This is a genomic window from Globicatella sulfidifaciens DSM 15739 (genome assembly GCF_900167405.1).
GTDB classification, from domain to species: domain Bacteria; phylum Bacillota; class Bacilli; order Lactobacillales; family Aerococcaceae; genus Globicatella; species Globicatella sulfidifaciens.
The window spans coordinates 71289-91613 of sequence record NZ_FUWO01000007.1; the positions used below are offsets into that span (position 1 = coordinate 71289).

Annotated in this window: 22 protein-coding genes; 20 read left to right on the forward strand and 2 right to left on the reverse strand. The window is 35.7% G+C overall.

Annotated features, from left to right (window positions below):
* The 15 genes from B5D12_RS05165 to accA all read left to right on the forward strand — a co-directional run.
* The coding region (locus B5D12_RS05165; protein ID WP_078755799.1) for an FMN-binding protein at window positions 1-771 on the forward strand (771 nt) is incomplete at its 5' end.
* 205 nt (window positions 772-976) lie between these two features.
* The gene (locus tag B5D12_RS05170) at window positions 977-2089 is read left to right on the forward strand and encodes an FAD:protein FMN transferase (RefSeq protein WP_234982915.1); all 1113 of its coding nucleotides are present in this window, start codon (window positions 977-979) and stop codon (window positions 2087-2089) included.
* Entirely contained in the window at window positions 2064-3035 is a 972-nt protein-coding gene (locus B5D12_RS05175; RefSeq protein WP_078755800.1) for a UbiA family prenyltransferase, read from the forward strand. The genes B5D12_RS05170 and B5D12_RS05175 overlap by 26 nt, the downstream gene beginning before the upstream one ends.
* A gap of 204 nt (window positions 3036-3239) precedes the next feature.
* Window positions 3240-3695 (forward strand): fatty acid biosynthesis transcriptional regulator FabT, encoded by a 456-nt coding sequence (gene fabT, locus B5D12_RS05180; protein WP_078755801.1) that lies wholly within the window; start codon window positions 3240-3242, stop codon window positions 3693-3695.
* Between the two features lie 13 nt (window positions 3696-3708).
* Window positions 3709-4650: a beta-ketoacyl-ACP synthase 3 gene (locus B5D12_RS05185; RefSeq protein WP_078755802.1), complete on the forward strand. Its 942-nt coding sequence runs from the start codon at window positions 3709-3711 to the stop codon at window positions 4648-4650.
* 23 nt (window positions 4651-4673) lie between these two features.
* Window positions 4674-4892, forward strand: a complete 219-nt coding sequence (acpP, locus tag B5D12_RS05190; RefSeq protein WP_066125706.1) for an acyl carrier protein — start codon at window positions 4674-4676, stop codon at window positions 4890-4892.
* Window positions 4893-5035: 143 nt separating this feature from the next.
* Window positions 5036-5992 carry an enoyl-[acyl-carrier-protein] reductase FabK gene (gene fabK, locus B5D12_RS05195; RefSeq protein WP_078755803.1) on the forward strand — a complete coding sequence of 319 codons (957 nt, stop codon included), beginning with the start codon at window positions 5036-5038 and terminating at the stop codon, window positions 5990-5992.
* Entirely contained in the window at window positions 5946-6938 is a 993-nt protein-coding gene (locus B5D12_RS05200) for an ACP S-malonyltransferase (RefSeq protein ID WP_159443867.1), read from the forward strand. The genes fabK and B5D12_RS05200 overlap by 47 nt, the downstream gene beginning before the upstream one ends.
* 16 nt (window positions 6939-6954) lie before the next feature.
* The gene (gene fabG / locus B5D12_RS05205) at window positions 6955-7677 is read left to right on the forward strand and encodes a 3-oxoacyl-[acyl-carrier-protein] reductase (RefSeq protein ID WP_078755805.1); all 723 of its coding nucleotides are present in this window, start codon (window positions 6955-6957) and stop codon (window positions 7675-7677) included.
* Between the two features lie 18 nt (window positions 7678-7695).
* Window positions 7696-8934: a beta-ketoacyl-ACP synthase II gene (fabF, locus tag B5D12_RS05210; protein ID WP_078755806.1), complete on the forward strand. Its 1239-nt coding sequence runs from the start codon at window positions 7696-7698 to the stop codon at window positions 8932-8934.
* A complete protein-coding gene (gene accB, locus B5D12_RS05215) occupies window positions 8931-9419 on the forward strand; it encodes an acetyl-CoA carboxylase biotin carboxyl carrier protein (RefSeq protein ID WP_078755807.1) in 489 nt (162 codons plus the stop codon). The genes fabF and accB overlap by 4 nt, the downstream gene beginning before the upstream one ends.
* Before the next feature lie 12 nt (window positions 9420-9431).
* Window positions 9432-9866 carry a 3-hydroxyacyl-ACP dehydratase FabZ gene (gene fabZ, locus B5D12_RS05220; RefSeq protein ID WP_066125718.1) on the forward strand — a complete coding sequence of 145 codons (435 nt, stop codon included), beginning with the start codon at window positions 9432-9434 and terminating at the stop codon, window positions 9864-9866.
* 37 nt (window positions 9867-9903) lie between these two features.
* Window positions 9904-11286, forward strand: coding sequence for an acetyl-CoA carboxylase biotin carboxylase subunit (locus tag B5D12_RS05225; protein WP_078755808.1), 1383 nt, complete (start codon window positions 9904-9906; stop codon window positions 11284-11286).
* Window positions 11273-12133, forward strand: a complete 861-nt coding sequence (locus B5D12_RS05230) for an acetyl-CoA carboxylase carboxyltransferase subunit beta (protein ID WP_078755809.1) — start codon at window positions 11273-11275, stop codon at window positions 12131-12133. The genes B5D12_RS05225 and B5D12_RS05230 overlap by 14 nt, the downstream gene beginning before the upstream one ends.
* Complete coding sequence (gene accA / locus B5D12_RS05235) at window positions 12130-12912, forward strand: acetyl-CoA carboxylase carboxyltransferase subunit alpha (RefSeq protein WP_078755810.1); 783 nt, start codon at window positions 12130-12132, stop codon at window positions 12910-12912. Before B5D12_RS05230 ends, accA begins: the two co-directional genes overlap by 4 nt.
* 481 nt (window positions 12913-13393) lie before the next feature.
* Here the strand turns inward: accA and B5D12_RS05240 are convergent, their stop codons facing one another.
* On the reverse strand, window positions 13394-14107 hold the full coding sequence (locus B5D12_RS05240; protein WP_078755831.1) for an SDR family NAD(P)-dependent oxidoreductase: 714 nt from the start codon (window positions 14105-14107) through the stop codon (window positions 13394-13396).
* A 343-nt stretch (window positions 14108-14450) separates the two neighbouring features.
* Complete coding sequence (locus B5D12_RS05245; protein ID WP_078755811.1) at window positions 14451-14768, reverse strand: heavy metal-binding domain-containing protein; 318 nt, start codon at window positions 14766-14768, stop codon at window positions 14451-14453.
* Between the two features lie 107 nt (window positions 14769-14875).
* Between B5D12_RS05245 and B5D12_RS05250 the strand changes: the two genes are divergently transcribed.
* From B5D12_RS05250 to pgsA, 5 genes are all read left to right on the forward strand, one after another.
* Window positions 14876-15256 (forward strand): RidA family protein, encoded by a 381-nt coding sequence (locus B5D12_RS05250; protein WP_078755812.1) that lies wholly within the window; start codon window positions 14876-14878, stop codon window positions 15254-15256.
* A 127-nt stretch (window positions 15257-15383) separates the two neighbouring features.
* Window positions 15384-16544 (forward strand): ABC transporter substrate-binding protein, encoded by a 1161-nt coding sequence (locus B5D12_RS05255; RefSeq protein WP_078755813.1) that lies wholly within the window; start codon window positions 15384-15386, stop codon window positions 16542-16544.
* A gap of 544 nt (window positions 16545-17088) precedes the next feature.
* Window positions 17089-18084: an LLM class flavin-dependent oxidoreductase gene (locus B5D12_RS05260; RefSeq protein ID WP_078755814.1), complete on the forward strand. Its 996-nt coding sequence runs from the start codon at window positions 17089-17091 to the stop codon at window positions 18082-18084.
* A gap of 541 nt (window positions 18085-18625) precedes the next feature.
* A complete protein-coding gene (locus B5D12_RS05265; protein ID WP_078755815.1) occupies window positions 18626-19660 on the forward strand; it encodes a helix-turn-helix domain-containing protein in 1035 nt (344 codons plus the stop codon).
* Entirely contained in the window at window positions 19660-20223 is a 564-nt protein-coding gene (gene pgsA / locus B5D12_RS05270) for a CDP-diacylglycerol--glycerol-3-phosphate 3-phosphatidyltransferase (RefSeq protein ID WP_078755816.1), read from the forward strand. The genes B5D12_RS05265 and pgsA overlap by 1 nt, the downstream gene beginning before the upstream one ends.
* Window positions 20224-20325 lie beyond the last annotated feature (102 nt).

The window sequence follows — 20325 nt, forward strand, 5'->3', positions numbered from 1 at the left end:
GAAGAAGAAACAACTGATGAAGAATCAGAAGTAGCTACTGATGGATTACAAGATGGTACTTATACTGTTGTTGGTAATCCAGACGAACGTGGTTGGGCAGTAAAACATACTATCGAAGTAAAAGATGGTAAAGTCACAACTTCAGATTTCGACTACTACAATGAAGCAGGCGACAGAAAAACTGAAGATGAAGAGTATAACAAAAATATGAAAGACAAAGCGGGCGTATCTTCTAAAGAAGCGATTGAACAATTAAATGCAGCTTTAGTAGAAGGGCAAGAAGCTGAAGTAGAAGTGGTTTCAGGTGCAACCCATACTGCAGAAAACTTTGTAAAATCAGCAACAGCTTTATTAGAAAAAGCAGCTAAAGGTGATACTGAAGAAACAAATATTGATGAGGTTGCTTTAGTTGATGGTGAATATACACTTAAATCTAATGAAGATGAACGTGGATGGGCGCATACTTTCACTTTAGTTGTTAAAGATGGAAAAGTTGCAGAATCTAAATACGACATGGTCGATAAAGATGGTAACTTAAAATCTGAAAACGAAGAGTATAACACTTCAATGAAAGAAAAATCAGGTGCTTCATTTGCTGAAGCAGTTGAAGCTTTAAATGCTGGATTAGTAGAAAAACAATCAACTGATTTAGAAGTAGTTTCAGGTGCAACTAGCACTTATGATGCTTTCGTTGAATATGCTAATTTATTATTAGAAGCAGCAGCTAAAGGTGATACTGAAACAATTGAAGTTGAAGTAGCAGCTGAATAATCTTTTAAAGCTAAAACTTTAAAATAATATGAAAAGTCTCAAACTGATTATCGTGTTTGAGGCTTTTTTTATGCATGGCATGATTTTTTATGCATGGCATGATGATGGTTAATATCCTACCAATGTTTAACTTTTAAGTGACAGTATAGTGAAACTTTAGTAAAATGGAGATGTTAATGTTTTTAAAAAGGTGGAATGTAAAAGAATGTTAAAAAAAAAGAAAGTTCAAAAGCTTAGCTTATTATTAATGAGTACTCTTCTATTTGTTCCAACGTTTGCAATTCAAGCGGAAGAATCAACTGAAGCAGAAGTCGTCACTGGTGCTTCAATCAAAAATGATCAATTACCACTTAAGGTCGTCAAAACACCTTTGTCGCGCACAGAATCATTATTACATACCGCTGTTCAAATCCAAATCTATCATGAAAATCAAGAAGAGGTAATGGACTTGGCTTTTGATTATATTGAACGTATGGAAAAATTATTTTCAACTAATCTAGAAGGTTCCGATGTTTATCGTATTAATCAAGCAGCAGGAAAAGAGGCTGTTAAAGTAGCTCCAGAAACATTTGAATTAATTCAAAAAGCGTTAGAAGTATCAGAGTTAAGTAAAGGTAAATTTGATATCACCATTGGAGCGGTGACTAATTTGTGGCGTATAGGTGATGAAGCGGCGCGTAAGCCTGAACAAAGTGAAATTGATGCGGGTCTTAAAAAAATTGATTACCATAAAGTAATTTTGGATGAAAAAAATCAAACAGTTAAATTAGCTGAAGAAGGAATGGTAATTGAATTAGGTGGTATTTCCAAAGGGTATATTGGGAGTGGTATCGTTAAATATTTAAAAGCAGCAGGTGTTAATACCGCTATTGTCAACCTTGGTGGAAATGTTATTGTGATGGGGACATCTCCATCAAATGAAGAAGGATGGAATGTTGGGGTACAAGATCCGGATGAAGTTCGTGGTGCGGTAGTTGGCACAGTAAGAATGAAAGATTACGCGGTAATCACTTCAGGCGTTTATGAACGCTATTTAGAAGTGGATGGTGTCCGTTATCATCATATTCTAGATCCAAAAACAGGTTATCCATTGGCTAATGAAATTTCAGGGGTGACTGTTTTTGCGCCCGAATCGGTTGATGGAGATGGTCTTTCAACGTCATTATTCCTATTTGGTATCGAAGAAGGAATTGAGTTTGTTGAGAGTTTAGAAGGAGTAGAAGCAGCATTTATCGATAAGGAACATCATGTGTATTTAACATCGGGTCTCAAAGATAAATTCAAGTTAACGAATGAGGAGTATAAAGTTGTTGAGTAAAGATAATATCAAAATATTTTTAAAATTTGTTGAGATTCAAACGAAGATTGCCAGCGTATTTCCCATGTTGATTGGGATAATGTGGGCACTTTATCGTTATCAAGCTTTTAATGGCTTCAATACGTTATTATTTATCATTGCAGTATTGTTTTTTGATATGTGTACTACGGCCATCAATAATACATTGGATTATTTTAAAGCAAAGTCTGAGCGATATATCAAAGAAGAAAATGTCATTGGTATCTATAATTTATCGCCAAGAAATATGGTCATCATTCTATTAGTCCTATTGGCGATTGCGATAATATTTTCAATTCTATTGGTCTTTAAAACAGATCCTATATTATTGATTTTAGGTGCGATTTGTTTCTTTATTGGGATTATGTATACTTATGGTCCGACGCCTATTTCAAGAACGCCTTATGGTGAATTTTTCTCGGGTTTTACGATGGGGTTTGGTATCTTTTTTCTGTCCGTTTTCATTCAAGACCCTGCACTTTTAATTTCGACTCAGTGGAATGTTCCAATGATGACTTTAAATTGGCATTGGTTAAATACTATCGAAATATTTATGATGTCGTTGCCTTTAGTGTCCTTAATTGCCAATATTATGTTAGCCAATAATATTCGTGATTTAGATACTGACATCGAAAATGAACGTTTTACGCTGGTTTATTATGTCGGTCGTCCTTTTGCAATCATCTTATATCAAGTGCTAAGTGCTTTACCTTGGCTATTTTTCTTATTGTTTTTATTATTAGGTAATTTACCTTGGTGGTGTGCGATTGCTTTTATTGGGGTGGTGCCACATTATCGAAGTGTCATGACATATCGCCAAAAATATATGGAGAAACCAGCTTTTGGTGAAGCGATAAAAAGTTTTATTTTATTTGCTAGTATTTATTTACTGATATTAATTATCGTGAATATCAGCACTTTATTTTAAAATTATAAAATCCTTAAGGGTTGTTCAAGACAATCTTTGAGGATTTTTTTACTTCAAATCCCATTAAATCAACATTTGTTAGCCGATGGTCTTCATTTAATAAAATTTTTTGAGTCAATAGTTGACAAAAGATTTAAACTAGGATAAACTTTGATTATCAAATAGTTTGATTATCAAACTAAATGAAAGAGGTGAATTTTTCGAATGGATTTTGAGATCATTGATGAGGTTAATTCTTATTTAGTCCGTATTTTTAATGAAATAATGCAAATAGAAGAAGAATCACTAAAATCAAGTGAGTTCAAAGATATTACAATTAAAGAAATGCATACGATAGAAGCCATTGGATTGGTAGATAATCCAACTTCTAGTCAAGTAGCCAATAAGTTAGGAATTACGGTAGGGACATTGTCCGTCTCGATTCAAAATTTAGTCAAGAAGGATTATGTTGAACGTGTTCAATCGGCAGAAGATCGTCGAATTGTTCGCTTAAAACTAACTAAGAAAGGTAAATTATTATATCGTTTGCATCATAAATTTCATACAGATATGGTCGAGAAAACCTTAACAGATCTTGAAATTGATGAAGCACAAGCTCTGATAAAAGCGCTGCGTAACCTTAACCAATTCTTAGATGAGATTAAGGGTAAACTATATTAAAGGATAAGAATTGATGAGTAGAATAATTAAGATGGGGAGTTATTTGCCCCAAAATAAGTTATCAAATCTTGATTTAATTGAAGAGTTTCAAATTGATTCAAGTGATGAATGGATACAACAGCGGACCGGGATAGCTCAACGCTACTTTGCAGACCAAGATGAAGAAGTAAGTCATTTGGCGATTAAAGCAGCTAAAGATTTATTGGATCCAACGGATCAATCCATTACAAGAGAAATTAAAACGATTATTGTGGCTTCGATGTCCTCAAAACAACCGACACCGAGTGTTGCAAATCAAGTGAGTTTGGCTTTAAATTGTGAAGATGCTTTTTGTCTAGATATTAATACTGCTTGTTCAGGTTTTGTGAGTGCTTTAGAGTTAGCAGAGCATTTAAGTAGCAATCAAACGACAGGTTATACTTTAGTAATTGGTGCTGAGAAGATGAGTCAGATATTAGATGCGAACGATCGTTCAACCAATATTTTGTTTGGTGATGGCGCAGGTGCCTTTCTTATCGAACATGATGGCATAGGACTATTAGAGTATCAGAGTGCGATGCATAGTGATGGCGATTTATCTTTATCAATAGAAGTGAGTCAAGCTACCAACTTTTTAATGCAGATGAAAGGACGGGAAGTATTTAATTTTGTTTCACGAAAAGTGATTCCAAGTTTAATTGATTTTATACAAAAAAATGCAATTGAAATGGATTATTTAATTTGTCATCAAGCGAATCAACGTTTTATTGATTTAATAGCCAAAAAATTGAGCCTGGACGAATTAAAATTACCGTCCAATATCAAGGAAGTCGCTAATTTATCAGCCGCAAGTATTCCAGTTTTATGTCATCAGTTAGTAAAAAATAAACAACTTAAACTCGATGGTACGCAAACAATTGTCCTATGTGGGTTTGGTGCGGGACTATCGTGGGGAAATATTACATTAAAAATTTAAAACATTATTCGGAGGAATTTAACATGGTATTTGAAAAAATTAAAGCAATTATTGTAGAGCAATTAGATATTGAAGAAAAAGATGTGACTTTAGAAACGAACTTTTTAGAAGATTTACAAGCAGACAGTTTAGATGTTTTTCAAATCATTAGCGAAATTGAAGATGAATTAGATATTACGATTGATACTGATCAAAATTTAAAAACAGTTGGCGATTTAGTTAACTATATTGAAGCTTTGTAAAAGCGTCAGTAGTAGATTATGACGTAAATTTAATAATATAGGATGACCGTATAAAACTATATAAAGACTCATATTTGTTTAGAGATTTTATTAGTGCATTATATGGTCATTATTATTTAACCTGATATAAAGGAAGAAAAAATATGCAAACAGCTATAACAAAATTATTAAATATCAAATATCCTATTATCCAAGGAGCAATGGCTTGGGTAGCTGATGCTGATTTAGCCAGTGCAGTATCCAACGCAGGTGGCTTGGGAATTATTGGAACGGGACATGATCCGGTTGAAGTTGTCCGCGAAAAAGTTGAAACGATGAAAAACAAAACCAATCAACCTTTTGCGGTCAATGTCATGTTATTAAATCCTCATGTAGAAGAGGTAGTGGATTATTTAGTGAATTCAGGGGTGAAAATTATTACGACTGGTGCTGGTAATCCGGGGAAATACATGGAACGTTTTAAAGAAGCGGGAATTGTCGTTATTCCAGTAGTGGCATCAGTTGCATTGGCAAAAAGAATGGAACGAATTGGTGCCGATGCTGTGGTCGTAGAAGGAATGGAAGCTGGTGGACATATTGGTAAACAAACAACATTGGCTTTAGTACCTCAAATTGTAGATGCAGTGGATATACCAGTAATTGCCGCAGGTGGTTTCGGTGATGGTCGTTCATTAGCAGCTGCTTTGATGTTAGGTGTAGAAGCGATTCAGGTTGGTACAAGATTTGTGGTGGCTAATGAATCAAATGCACATCCAAACTTTAAAGCCGCAATTTTAAAGGCGACTGATATTGATACCGTTGTGACTGGGACCATAACGGGTCATCCTGTGCGAGTTCTCCGCAATCGTTTGACTAAAGAATATTTAGCTTTAGAAAAATCAATCACCAGTCAAGAACAGCCGGATTTATCTGTTTTAGAGGATTTAGGTAAAGGTGCCCTAAGACGAGCCGTAGTAGAAGGCGATGTCAATACTGGATCCATGATGGCGGGACAGATTGCTGGTCTCATCAAAAAGGAGCAATCCTGTCAAGAAATTATTGAAGAGTATGTCAATGAAGCGAAAGCTGTTTTTCAAACAAAACAAAGTTACTTTAATTGAGGTGAAACAGTTGAAATTAGCAGTTATGTTTAATGGACAAGGTGCCCATTTTGAACAGATGGGGCAAGATTTTGTGACTCATTTTGAAGAAGCTAGAGCGGTCTATCAGCGAGCAGAGCAATTGACGCAACTCCCGATTACGAAATGGATAACAGAAGATATCAGTGCACTTAATTTTACCAAAAATGCACAATTAGCGATTAGTACCACTAGTCTGGCCATCTTTAATTCTATAAAAAAACATTTATCTGATATTGAGGCAATGGGTGGATTAAGTTTGGGTGAATACAGTGCTTTAATAGCCAGTCAAATATTAAGCGAAGATGATGCGTGGCCTTTACTGAAAAAACGTGGTGAATTAATGAGTGCACAGGCTCAGACTTTAACTCATTCCCAAATGGTGGCTGTTATTCAAGTACCATTAGACAAAATTAAGGCAATTATAAATGAAATGCAAAATGATACTGAAATTTATATTGCAAATTATAATGCGCCCACTCAAATCGTTTTAGGTGGTACTCAACTCGCAATCAAGGAGTTTAAACAATTAGCGAAAGCAAAAGGTTATAAAAAGATTTTACCATTAAAAGTAGAAGGACCTTTTCATACACCATTAATGAAAGAGGTACAAGAACCTTTTAAGGAAGCTTTATCAACGATTGCTGAATTAGAAACTAAAGGGAAAGTCCCGGTATGGAGTAATGTAACGGCAGAGCCACACCAAGCGACGACGATTAAACCCTTATTAGTCGACCATTTGGTTAAGCCAGTTAAATGGTTGCAAACGATTGATCAATGGCATCAACAAGGGATTACTCATATTATTCAAATCGGACCTGGGAATACATTAGCTAAATTATTAAATCAACAGTATCCTACAATCAATCATTTAGTAGTGAATAAAGTAGAAGATATTGAAAACATTTCAGTATTTTTGAAATCATGAGAATTAGAGGTGGAAAATGAGTTTAGTTTGTTTAATAACTGGAAGTTCTAGAGGCATTGGTTTAGCTATTGCCAAACATTTAGCTAAATTAGATTATCAAGTGATTTTAAACAGTCGTAGACCAATTGATGAAGCTATTTTGGCAGAGTTTGAGGATGCAAGCCATCCTGTTGATACAGTCATTGGTGATATTGGTAATTTTGAAGATAGCCAACGCATGGTCAATGAAATTAAAGAAAAATATGACCAAATTGATGTCTTAATCAATAATGCAGGGGTCACCAAAGATGGTTTATTTATAAGAATGAAGGAAGAAGACTATGATCTAGTCTTAGATACTAATTTAAAGGGGACCTTTAATATGTGTCGTCATGTGATTCCTTTGATGCTTAAAAAGCGGAGTGGGACGATTATTAATCTTTCAAGTATTGTTGGAATTATTGGTAATGCCGGTCAAGTAAATTATGCAGCGAGTAAGGCGGGAGTCATTGGTTTAACGAAGTCTTTAGCTAGAGAAGTTGCAAGTCGTAACATTACCGTTAATGCGATTGCACCTGGATTTATCGAAACCAAAATGACGCATGATTTATCTGAAAAAGTAAAAAATACAATGCTGAGTCAGATTCCATTAAAAAGATTTGGTCAAGTGGAAGAGATTGCTGATTGTGTTCAATTTTTAATCCATAATCGATACATGACCGGGCAAGTCTTAGAAGTTAATGGCGGCATGAATATGTAATAAGAAAGGAAAACGATAATGGAAAGAGTTGTGATTACAGGAATCGGTACAGTTTCTCCTATTGGGAATAATACGGTTGAATTTTGGGAGAATATTAAAAACGATCAGCATGGTATTGGGCCGATTACTAAATTTGATGCTTCAGCAACGGGGATATCGGTTGCTGCTGAAGTTAAAAATTTTAATGGAAAAGAACTATTAGGCAATAAAGAAGTCCGCAGAATGGATTATTTTTCACAGTATGGATTAGTGGCTGCAATGGAAGCTGTTGAAATGAGTGGTTATGATATTGCAGCGAATCCGATGCGTGTTGGAACATTAGTCAGTTCAGGAATCGGTGGATTAGTTGAAATTGAAAATGGCATTCGTAAGATGATTGAAAAAGGACCTAAAAGAATCCCACCACTATTTGTTCCCTTAACAATCGGTAATATGGTAGCTGGTAATATCTCTATGAAATTAGGGGCTAAAGGTATTAGTTTGGATATTGTCTCTGCTTGTGCTAGTGCAACTAACGCGATTGGTGAAGCCTTTTTAAAGATTAAAATGGGACTATTAGATGCGTGTATTGCGGGTGGTTCAGAAGGAACCATTAATGAAATCGGTATTGGTGGATTTGCAGCCTTAACAGCATTATCGACGGAATCCAATCCTGATTTAGCTTCACGTCCCTTTGATAAAGACCGTGATGGTTTTGTCATGGGGGAAGGTGCAGGGATTTTATTTTTAGAATCATTAAGTTCAGCTCAAAAACGAGGTGCCACTATTTTAGGCGAAGTAGTCGGTTATGGCTCCACATCGGATGCTTATCATATGACAGCACCTAGTGAAGATGGCTCTGGAGCAGGAGAAGCAATGAAAATGGCAATCCAACAAGCTGATATTGAAGCGACTCAAATCGATTATATCAATGCTCACGGTACCTCTACACCAACTAATGATTCAGCAGAAACGGTAGCGATTAAATATGCATTAGGCGAACATGCTTACCAAGTACCTATTTCCAGTTCTAAAGGATTTTTTGGCCATTTATTAGGAGCTGCTGGCGGAGTTGAAGCGATTGTAACAGTTAAAGCGTTAGCTGAGGGCTTTATACCAGCAACCCTAGGCCTACAAAATCCAGAAGATGTGTGTGATTTGGACTATGTGCCACATAAAGGACGATCAAAAGCGATTCACTATGCTTTATCCAATTCATTGGGATTTGGTGGACATAATGCGGTCTTATGTTTTAAACGATGGGAGGGTAATGAATGAATTATCAAGAGTTATTAACCTTAATTGATAAACTAGACCAATCAAAAGTAGCTTATTTAGAATTTACTCAAGGTTCTGATAAAGTTGTATTATCCAAAGAGGTTCCATTCGATAAAGGACCCGTATTACAGACCATGGATCACACGACTAAAACGGTACAGGATCAAGCAGAACCTTCACCATCGACGGTTACAGAAGTACCAAGTAAAGAAACGAAGGAAGTATCATCATCTGAAAATTCACAATATGAAGCGATTAATTCGCCAATTGTTGGAGTGGTTTATTTACAACCACAACCAGGCGAACCATCGTATGTGACCGTCGGTGATGAGGTAAAGAAGGGCCAAACAATATGTATTATTGAAGCCATGAAATTAATGAATGAAATTGCTGCACCTTTTGATGGCATCATTCGTGAAGTATTAGTAGAAAATGACAACGTAGTGGAATTTGAACAACCACTATTTAAGATTGAACGTAAATAAGGAGAGTAAATTATGACAATTTTAACTGCCCAACAAGTAATGGATATTATACCGAATCGTTATCCGATTTGTTTTATTGATGCGGTCGATGAATTAGTTCCTGGAGAAAAGATTGTTTGTCGTAAAAATGTCACCATTAACGAACAATTTTTCCAAGGACATTTTCCTGGAGAACCGGTAATGCCAGGCGTATTAATTTGTGAAGCATTGGCTCAAGCAGGGTCAATCCCATTATTGCAGATGCCTGATTTTGAAGGAAAGACAGCCTATCTAGGCGGTTTAAATAAAGTGAAGTTTCGTCAAAAAGTTGTTCCAGGTGATGTGTTAAGACTACAGGTTGATATCGTAAAATTAAAGCGTAATGCTGGAATTGGTATGGGCCAAGCATTTGTTGGGGATAAAAAAGTAGCGGAAGCAGAAATGACTTTTATTATTGGCGTGAAATAAAGTTTATAAGAAAAGTCAAAAAAGTAGGTGAATAGGATTGTTTAGAAAAGTATTGGTAGCCAATCGTGGAGAAATCGCAGTACGAATTATCCGTGCTTTAAGAGAGATGAACATTATCTCCGTAGCCGTATATAGTACAGCTGATAAGGAGGCCATGCATACCCAATTAGCGGATGAAGCTATTTGTATCGGACCAGCTAAAAGTTTAGATAGTTATCAAAATCCGGTAGCGATATTATCTGCTGCGATGGCGACAGGGTGTGATGCTATTCATCCAGGGTATGGATTTTTATCAGAGCGAAGTGATTTTGTTGCCATGTGCGAAGAACTGGGGATTCAATTTATTGGCCCTCAAAGTCAAACGATTGAATTAATGGGCAATAAGCAAAATGCTCGTCAAACAATGATTGCTTCTGGAATACCCGTTACACCAGGCAGTGAAGGTTTAGTTCATACTTGGCAAGAAGCTACAACGATTGCTGATCAAATTGGTTTTCCATTAATGATCAAAGCGGCTGACGGTGGCGGTGGCAAAGGCATGCGTCGTGTTGAAAACGCAGATGACTTTAAAAAACTGTTTGAACAAGCACAGATTGAAACACAAAATGTATATGGTAATCAAGATTTATATATTGAAAAAATCATTTATCCTGCAAGACATATAGAAATCCAATTGATTGCCGATCACTATGGTAAAGTATTACATTTAGGAGAACGCGATTGTTCACTACAAAGGCGTAATCAAAAAGTGATTGAAATTGCACCAGCTGTAACCTTACCTGAAGCAACGAAAGAAGCTTTATGGCAAACGGCGGTCAAGGCAGCTCAAGCAATTGAATACCAAAATGCGGGAACAATTGAATTTTTAGTAGATGATGACCATAATTTTTATTTTATGGAAATGAATACACGTTTACAAGTAGAACATCCGATAACGGAATTAATAACCGGTATTGATATTGTCAAAGAACAAATAAAAATTGCGATGGGGCAACCTTTAGCACTCAATCAACAGGATATTCATTTTACTGGAGTGGCCATCGAGTGTCGCTTAAATGCGGAAGATTCAAATTATGACTTTCGAGCTTCGAGTGGCCATATTGACCGGCTCATTTTACCAGCAGGACCTCATGTACGAATCGAGTCTGGAATTTACTCCGATTATTTTTTACCGCCTTATTATGATTCAATGATAGCGAAAATAATTAGTTATGGCCACGATCTAAATGATGCCATGTTAATTATGGAACGGGCTTTAAGTGAAGTGGTAGTAGAAGGGATTACCACTAATATTGATTTATTACAAGCATTGATCATGAATGATGAAGTTCAAACCTTAAATTTCCATACAAAATGGTTAGAAGAAAGTTTTCTGCCTCAGTGGTTAAAACGTGAGGAGGGGTTAAATGGAATTATTTAAAAATAAAAAAATAATTCGTTTAAATGCACAACCACCTACCTATCATGAAAAAAAATCAAAGATTCCAGATAATTTTTTAACAACTTGTCCACACTGTAAGCGTAATTTATTACCGTCACAAGTAACGGCGGATTATACTTGCGAAAGATGTCAGGGGAATCTACAGTTTCCTGCTAATGCAAGAATTAATTGGTTACTCGATGAAGGTAGTTTTGAAGAAGTAGCGAGTGACATTAGTAATCAAAACCCTATTGGTTTTCCAGATTATGAACAAAAGCTAGCCAACTATCAACAAATAACTAACTTAAAAGAAGCAGTGGTAGTAGGTACTGGGTTAATGGATGGTATGAAAGTAGCGCTTGGTGTTATGGATAATCGCTTTATGATGGCGAGTATGGGGACGGCAGTAGGGGAGAAGATTACCCAACTTTTCGAAAGAGCAACACAAAATCAACTGCCAGTCATTTTATTCATTGCTTCTGGTGGTGCCCGTATGCAAGAAGGCATTATGTCATTGATGCAAATGGCTAAAATTAGTCAAGCAGTAAATCGACATCATCAAGCTGGTTTATTTTATCTTGCTATTTTAACGCATCCGACAACGGGTGGGGTAACGGCGAGTTTTGCAATGCAAGCAGATGTTATTTTAGCTGAAGAAAAGGCTACAATTGGTTTTGCTGGAAAACGCGTCATCGAACAGACCATTAAAGCAAAATTACCGAAAGAGTTTCAAACAGCAGAGACTGTTTTAGAAAATGGTTTTATTGATAGTATTGTGAAACGAACTGAACAGAAAAATAGGATCAAATTTTTATTGAAAACCAATCAAAGGGTGATGCCATTATGAAAGCATATCAAAAAGTTCAAGCCGCTCGTGAACTATCCAGAATTTCTAGTTTAGAGATTATTGATAAATTGTGTAGTGAATTTATGGAGTTTCATGGTGATCGCTTAATGCACGATGATCGAGCAATCGTTACAGGAGTTGGTTTAATGGATGAACAAGCGATTACGATTATCGGTATTCAAAAAGGACATAATATGAAAACGAATATTATGCGTAATTTTGGTTCAGTGGGTCCAGCTGGTTATCGTAAAGCTCAGCGTATGATGCGTCAAGCAGAAAAATTTGGTCGACCCGTTTTAACTTTAATTAATACCGCTGGCGCACATTGTGCACCGGAATCTGAAGAAAATGGCATTGGTGAAGCGATAGCGAGCACCTTATTGACCATGAGTCAATTAACGGTTCCCAGCCTAGCGATTATTTTAGGTGAAGGTGGTAGTGGAGGGGCCATTGCCTTGGCGCTTGCTGATGAAGTTTGGATGTTAGAAAATAGTGTCTATTCGATTCTTTCCCCAGAAGGTTTTGCTTCGATATTATGGAAAAATTCCAAATTGGCCTCTAAAGCAGCAGATTATATGAAATTGACGGCTGATGATTTATTCGAGTTAAACGTAATCGATAAAATTATTGAAGAAGTAGACGAATTGGGTCAGCCTATTGACCAAAAACACTTAACCAATCACTTAATCAACGAAATTAAAGCGAAAATAAATGCATTGTTATCAATGAAACCTGAGAACCGTCTAGAAAAGAAATATCAGCGTTTTAGACAGTATTAAAAAAACAGTTAGCTAGATTACAATAAGTAAAACATTAATCCGTAAAAGATTGAGTTAATACTTAGTGTTAAGACTAGTTAACTGTTTTTGATTTGGTTGGGATAATAGGAAAAAGGAAAATCGGATAGTCAGGTTTTATAGACGTTAATCTAACACATAATTTAAATTAGCGGCCAGTCCCTCTTAAGTTTGCCAAGAGGACGATCGCTATTTAAGAATCAGTCATCCTCTAACGACAAGCGTTTTGAAGCTGAAAAAGTTAGCAAAGACAATTTTCACCCTTGTTTAAAAAAGATCTCTAATGCAAAAGTGGGAGTACACTAGTACAAGAAAATTAGATATTTTTTCTGTCTAATCCATCTCAGTTGCTTAGGTATCAAACTACTCTTCGTGACGCACTATGATGTCACTCAACCATTCACTTATAATTAACGCACAGTATCTTAACTGAAATTATCTATCTTTTACGCGTCTTATATGATTAATCTTCAGAATAATAACTCCATCCTTGATCATTATGATAAATCATCAGTTTACTCATTCCCCCATCAACGGTAATTGTTTGCCCATTAATAAAACTGGCTTTGTTACTAGCAAGGAATAAAATCAGTTCGGCAATATCCTCTGGAACGCCGACTTTTTTACTTGGATGTTGACTGACATCTGAACCACTAAATGAATGTTGGTAGGTATCAATCCATCCGGGAGCAATAGCATTGACTCTAATTTGTTCTTTACTTAAACTAACAGCTAAATTATGAGTAAGGGCTGTAATAGCGCCTTTAGCAGCAGCATAACTTTCAGTCTCTGCTTGACTTTGAAAAGCCCGTGTAGATGACAGATTAATAATGGAGCTACCTGGAGTGAAATGATTTAAGAGCAGCTGCGTTAAGTAAAAAGGTGCTACGACTCCTACTTGCAAAGCGTCATTGAATTCGGATAAAGAACCATTGTGAATTCCTACCGATAAAGGCAATGCATTGTTGACCAATACATCAATTTTTGATTCATTCTTTAAGATAGATTCAACAAATTTTTGAAGAACAGCCGGTTGACCGATATCTCCTTGATAAAAAGAACCAGGATTAAGATCAATGCCATAGACACGTGCACCAGCTGCTTCAAAGGCCTTCCGTGTGGCTAAACCGATACCATGTCCATCGCCTGTAACAACAACAACTTTATTTTTATACATCTGAACACCCACTTCCATAAAATTTATACTTCCAATATAGCAGATTAGTCCAAATTTAACACTAATATTGACATAATCGAAATCTAATAAATCCGTGTGTTTTGGTAACGTAAGTAGTTAAATTAAGAGTACGGAACTTTGTTAATTGGATTGAAGAGATACGCGTAGTCCTCAAGAATCATAAATTTACAACAATGGTTGAGTGGCATAACGAAAAAAGTATACAAAATATATGTTTAATAAAATTTTTTCTAGAAATCATTTTGAAAAAATAATGGCATAATAAAAAAGTCAAAAGATGAAAAAATTCGTCTGTTGACTCTTTAATGATTTTATTAGATGATTAAACTTTTACAGCAGTTCCGCTACCAATGACCATCATCATGCCATTATCTGCCCCTAAAACTTCATAGTCTAATTTCATACCTACAATAGCATTTGCGCCTAAATTCTTAGCTCGACGTTCTAATTCTTCCATTGCTTCTCGTTGAGCTTCTCGAAGTTCTTCTTCATAGCCTGCAGAACGTCCACCAAAAATATTTCGTAAGCCAGCTCCGAAATCTTTCATAAAATTAATCCCTACAACAACTTCACTAAAAACCACGCCAATATATTCTTGTACAGGTTGTCCTTCAATTGTAGGTGTAGTTGTAATAATCATTTAAAACCCTCCTATTATATGATACTATTATTTTAAAATAAAATTTCAATAAATGCATGCAACTTAAGTTGTAAAATTATATTTTTAATCATTTTTAGGAGGAAATTATGAAAAAATTATCAACTCAAAAAGCTCCAGCAGCAGTAGGACCTTACTCACACGGCATTCAAACAGGCAATTTATTCTTTTTATCTGGGCAATTAGGCTTAAATCCTGAAACAGGAAAAATGGTTGAAGGTGGTATTGAGAAGCAGACACATCAAGTTTTCAAAAATATTCAAGCGGTATTAGAATCAGAAGGCTTAACCTTAAATAATGTGGTGAAAGTCTTGGTTCTATTATCCGATATTAATGATTTTGCTGCTGTCAATGCTATTTATGGAGAATATTTTAATGAACCTTATCCAGCTAGAAGTGCTTTCCAAGTCGCTGCTTTGCCATTAGGTGGACAAATTGAAATTGAAGTAATTGCGGAACGCAGTGAATAATTTTCAAAACATTAAACGTTTTTCATGAAAATTAAAATAAAATGAGAAAACGATTGACAAACAATTAGATTTTATGTAGACTAGTCTTAATAAATTATTATTAACTTTCTCTAGGGGGACTTCTACTATGAAATTTAAAAAAGCAACTTCTTTATTTTTAGCAACCGTGGCTCTATCTAGTGCATTAGTCACGTCGGTCTCCGCCCAAGAACAGATTGTTATCGGTGGAAACTTTGAAATGAGTGGTGGGGCGGCTGCTTATGGTTCGGTCATGGCCAAAGCATTAGAATTAGCGGTAGAATTACGTAATGCTGAAGGCGATGTTTTGGATGGCTATCAATTAGCAACGACTATTCTTGATAATAAATCTGATTTAACTGAGTCTAGCTCAGTTGCAACCCGTTTGACTTCAGATGATAAATTAGTTGGAATCATAGGGGCGGCAACGACAGGCGCTTCGCAAGCTGAAATTCCAGTGATTACTGAAGCAGGTGTACCAGCCATTTTACCAGCGGCGACTGGGGATGGTATTACTTTAGCTAATGATGGTAGTGTGTTAGAGTATTTATTCCGTGTTTGTTTCGCTGATTCTTACCAAGGAACAGCAGGTGCATCTTACGCATTTAACGAATTAGGAGCTAAAAAAGTAGCTATTTTATCAGATCAGGCTACTGATTATTCTCAAGGTTTAGCTAACGCTTTTAAAGAAGAATTTGAAAAATTAGGTGGGGAAGTAGTAGCCAACGCATCTTATCAATCCGGTGATGCAGACTTTTCAGCTACTCTAACTACTTTATTAACGCAAGATTTTGACGTTTTATATATTCCAGGTTATTATACTGAAGTTGGTTTAATCATTAAACAAGCACGTGAATTTGGCTTAACACAACCAATCGTTGGTGGCGATGGTTTAGCAAGTGATACTTTAGTTGAATTAGCAGGACAAGCAAATGTTAATGATGTTTATTACACAGCGCATTTCTCTCCTAACTCTGAAGAAGAAGACGTACAAAACTTCTTAAAAGCATATAAAGAAAAATTCGGTCAAGAAGCGGACTCATTTGCTGCTTTATCATTTGATGCGTCTAACTTATTGATTGATGCCATTGAACGTGCTGGGTCGGCAGATCGTGCAGCTGTAACCAAAGCGATTGCAGAAACGCAAGATTTTGATGGTGTTACAGGAACATTTTCTATTGATGACCAACATAATCCGGTTAAACCTGTAACCATGATCAAATTAACTGCAGGTGAAATTGAATCTGCTGAAGAATATTCAGCTGAATAATTATTAATAATTGCATAGTTAAATAAATAACCAAGAAGTAGAAATAGGGATGAAGTCGTTTTGACTATCTATCACACTGATTCTTGTATAAGAGGTTAGGATAATTAGTTGAAAAATTTCTTTTTGTCTCTTACAGGTAATGTTGATCAGGTATCATTGTTTGGTGAAAAGCCACTTGATAACTCTCGACTTGGGTTGACCTTTAAAAGTAGATAAAAAATCTAAGCTTTGAAGGTCACTACAACTACTATTTTTATAAACAATACAAATGGGGTTTTGAAAGAAAATATCTTTCTAACCTCATTTTTGTTGATGCAGGATGAAGAAGGGGTACCGTATGAGGGGGGCTGACGAAGCAATATCATTCGATTACCTACTTCTGGATCACATACATAAAATTGATGAAAATCTCTATGAAATCAGTTAGCAGTTGCTTTAAAATGACTAGTAAGTCAATTCAATGTTCTAGAATAGGGTTCCATGCTATACTATTTTTAGAGCAAGAGGATTATTCTATCTTCTTAAATATAAAGGGGGATTATCGATGAAACTAAATATATTAGAACAAGTTCCATTGTATAAAGGTAATACAGCTGAAGAGACTTTAAAAGAGTTAACTACTCTGGCGCAATTAGCTGATCAACTTGGATACAAACGTTTTTGGTTAGCAGAGCATCATAACACGCCAGCATTTTTGAGTAGTGCACCGGATATTTTGGCGGGGCATCTATTAGCGAACACCGAGAAAATCAGGGTAGGTACTGGTGGTGTCATGGCAATGCACTATGGATCCTTACAAATTGCTGAACGCTTTAATTTATTAGCGACACTGTATCCTGATCGTGTTGACATGGGATTAGGTAGAGCACCGGGCACTGATTTAGCGGCAGCACGTGCGCTTAATCAGACACATCTACTTTCACCAGCTCAGATTAATCAAATTATTGAAGAAACCTTACACTTCATTCGAGGCGATTTCGAAGAAACACATCCTTATAGACGTTTCAAAGTGACTCCACAACCAGAAATATTACCTGAAGCTTGGCTATTAGGCTCTAGTGGTCAAAGTGCAGCTTGGGCAGGAGAAAAAGAAATGAATTACGCTTATGCTCAATTCTTTACTGGTCATCAAGATGAAGACGTGATGGATCATTATCGTCAATTTTTCCCTACAGATAGCAAGTTAACACCCAATACACTATCAGCGTTGTCTATTGTAGCAGCTGAAACTAAAGAAGAAGCGGATTACTTGGCTTTAACGATGCAAGAATTTCGCTATCGTTTAGAAAATGGCTTTAGTGTCGTCTTTAGAAGTCCGGAAGAAATTATGGCTGATGGTGAAGAGTACGTTGAGAAAATTAGACAATATACTACAGGTAGAAACAATGCGATTATTGGGACGTATCAAGAGGTGGCGGATAAAATTAAACAATTTGCAGAAGAGTTTCATACTGATGAAATTATGCTCATCACCTATATTGCTGATTTTGAAATAAAACAAACAATTTATCGTGAAATGGCAAAGCGTTTAATAAAATAGGGAGTAGGCAAGAAGTAGAAAATTGAATGCTTTTCGCTTCGTCTTTTCACCCCCGCAAGTTGGGAGTAGGCCAGAAGTAGAAAATTGAATAATTTTCGCTTCGTCGGCCTACCCCCGCACAGTTGAGTAGGTATCAAACAAGTCATTAAGACGCAGGTTGATGCCACTCAACCACTGCGCTTTTAGTTATTGAGCAATAACTTGTTTGAATTTATCAAATTAATACCTAACCTCATTAAGACGCAGTTTGAGGCCACTCAACCCCTGCGCTATTTATTAACGAACAATAATTTGACTAAATTTATCAAGCTTATGCCCAGTCTTATTAATGTATTCATTATTAATTTGTAGCGAATTGATTTTCAGTCTACTTTCATAGATTTAATTTAAAAGGCGCTTGAATTAAAATACCACACCCAGTAGCAATTTATTTAAGCTAAACTAAATTGTTATTTTTTTGTGAAAAAAGTATAATAAACCTACACCATCGAAGACTTTATGTTATAATGGATGAGATAATGACGATAAAGAGGGGACTACTATGAGTACACTTGGAAGTAAACTTCGAGATGCCCGTATTGAAAAAGGGTATACATTAAATACATTACAACAAATGACCAAAATTCAAAAAAAATATTTAGTTGCGATTGAAGAAGGTCAATTTTCTGAATTACCAGGTAATTTTTATATACGAGCATTTGTTAAACAATATGCTGATGTTGTAGGATTAAATGGTGATGAATTATTAAAAGAATATAAAGATGAAATTGAAGTCTATCCTGATGAAGACGAAATGGTCGAGATTGAAAATATTGAAACAGAAGAAATAGGTAGTCGTGTTAAATCACGTCAAGAAAATCAGGAAAAAAGTAATCTTGAAATTTTATTAACCTATTTGCCATTAGCCTTTTTAATAGGGTTGATATTAATGATTATTTTTTCACTTTCGATGGCAATTTCACGTATGAATGATGATGGCAAATCAAATAAAAATGATAATGCGAATACTTCATCTATTGTCTCCACCGTTGAACCAGAAAGTCTAGTGACAACGACTAGTGACACTAATGAAGAGACAACACAAGCACCCCAAGATTTAGCTGAAAATCAAATCAAAGTCGGTGATAAGGTATTAACTTTAATTTCAAATGAGGGTGAAGAATCTGTATATGAAATTCAAGGGGATTTCAAAGATTATACCTTTGGTGTTAAAGGAAAAAGCTATGTATGGATTGGGATGTACGAAGACGAAAATATTGTGGTAGATACTTCAATCTCCGAAGGAGAAGACTTTGAATATACTGTTAATGAAGGTGTTACTTCATTTAGAATTCGTTTAGGATATCAAGAAGGTGGTACATTCACAGTTAATGGTCAAGAATTAGAATTGAATAATCCGTACTTTGGAAGTACAGTTGTTTTCCAATTAGCAGATGATGCCGCTTCACAAGAAGTAGTAGAAACGACTGCAATAGAGGAAGTTGTTGAAGAGTCAGTGGCCGAAGAACCAATGAGCGAAACAGGTTACCAAGGACCAGCTGTATTACAAGGACAAGACGAAGGGAATAATAACTAATGAATATTGCGAATAAATTAACACTTTCACGAGTGGTGATGATTCCAATCTTTATTTTGTTGATGATATTTGAATTTGGCAGTCTTTCGTTTAATCAGCAAATTATTCCAGTATCACAATTTCTAGCGGGAATTATTTTTATTGTCGCGAGTGGTACGGATTATTTAGATGGATATCTTGCTCGTAAATTAAATTTGGTGACTTCATTTGGAGCATTTTTTGACCCAATGGCTGATAAACTCCTTGTTATTGCTGCTTTTATTTTATTAATTGATAAAGGTGTAGTTCCAAGTTGGGCCGTATTTATTATTATTGCCAGAGAGTTGATGGTTACAGGATTACGTGTTTTATTAGCAACACATGATGGTAAGGTTATGTCTGCCGCATTACCAGGGAAAATAAAAACTTTTACCCAAATGTTTGCCATCGTGTTTTTCCTTTTTAATAATTTTGGATTAACACTCGATATTGCTTCCATCTTCTTTTATATTTGTTTGTTTTTCACCGTTTATTCTGGGGTAGATTATTTTTGGAATGCACGTTTCTTATTTAAAGAACTTTAATTGATGAATGTGGGTAGAAATGAAGGAGTTAACTTTCATTTTAATACCCGCATTTTTTGATTCTTAATAGAAAATTTAAAATTGAAGTGATATGTAACTTGG

Excerpts from the sequence above, each read along its gene's own strand:
- B5D12_RS05170 (WP_234982915.1), top strand. The coding sequence starts at position 977 with ATGTTAAAAAAAAAGAAAGTTCAAAAGCTTAGCTTATTATTAATGAGT.
- B5D12_RS05175 (WP_078755800.1), top strand. The coding sequence starts at position 2,064 with ATGAGGAGTATAAAGTTGTTGAGTAAAGATAATATCAAAATATTTTTA.
- fabT (WP_078755801.1), top strand. The coding sequence starts at position 3,240 with ATGGATTTTGAGATCATTGATGAGGTTAATTCTTATTTAGTCCGTATT.
- B5D12_RS05185 (WP_078755802.1), top strand. The coding sequence starts at position 3,709 with ATGAGTAGAATAATTAAGATGGGGAGTTATTTGCCCCAAAATAAGTTA.
- acpP (WP_066125706.1), top strand. The coding sequence starts at position 4,674 with ATGGTATTTGAAAAAATTAAAGCAATTATTGTAGAGCAATTAGATATT.
- fabK (WP_078755803.1), top strand. The coding sequence starts at position 5,036 with ATGCAAACAGCTATAACAAAATTATTAAATATCAAATATCCTATTATC.
- B5D12_RS05200 (WP_159443867.1), top strand. The coding sequence starts at position 5,946 with ATGAAGCGAAAGCTGTTTTTCAAACAAAACAAAGTTACTTTAATTGAG.
- fabG (WP_078755805.1), top strand. The coding sequence starts at position 6,955 with ATGAGTTTAGTTTGTTTAATAACTGGAAGTTCTAGAGGCATTGGTTTA.
- fabF (WP_078755806.1), top strand. The coding sequence starts at position 7,696 with ATGGAAAGAGTTGTGATTACAGGAATCGGTACAGTTTCTCCTATTGGG.
- accB (WP_078755807.1), top strand. The coding sequence starts at position 8,931 with ATGAATTATCAAGAGTTATTAACCTTAATTGATAAACTAGACCAATCA.
- fabZ (WP_066125718.1), top strand. The coding sequence starts at position 9,432 with ATGACAATTTTAACTGCCCAACAAGTAATGGATATTATACCGAATCGT.
- B5D12_RS05230 (WP_078755809.1), top strand. The coding sequence starts at position 11,273 with ATGGAATTATTTAAAAATAAAAAAATAATTCGTTTAAATGCACAACCA.
- accA (WP_078755810.1), top strand. The coding sequence starts at position 12,130 with ATGAAAGCATATCAAAAAGTTCAAGCCGCTCGTGAACTATCCAGAATT.
- B5D12_RS05240 (WP_078755831.1), bottom strand. The coding sequence starts at position 14,107 with ATGTATAAAAATAAAGTTGTTGTTGTTACAGGCGATGGACATGGTATC.
- B5D12_RS05245 (WP_078755811.1), bottom strand. The coding sequence starts at position 14,768 with ATGATTATTACAACTACACCTACAATTGAAGGACAACCTGTACAAGAA.
- B5D12_RS05250 (WP_078755812.1), top strand. The coding sequence starts at position 14,876 with ATGAAAAAATTATCAACTCAAAAAGCTCCAGCAGCAGTAGGACCTTAC.
- B5D12_RS05255 (WP_078755813.1), top strand. The coding sequence starts at position 15,384 with ATGAAATTTAAAAAAGCAACTTCTTTATTTTTAGCAACCGTGGCTCTA.
- B5D12_RS05260 (WP_078755814.1), top strand. The coding sequence starts at position 17,089 with ATGAAACTAAATATATTAGAACAAGTTCCATTGTATAAAGGTAATACA.
- B5D12_RS05265 (WP_078755815.1), top strand. The coding sequence starts at position 18,626 with ATGAGTACACTTGGAAGTAAACTTCGAGATGCCCGTATTGAAAAAGGG.
- pgsA (WP_078755816.1), top strand. The coding sequence starts at position 19,660 with ATGAATATTGCGAATAAATTAACACTTTCACGAGTGGTGATGATTCCA.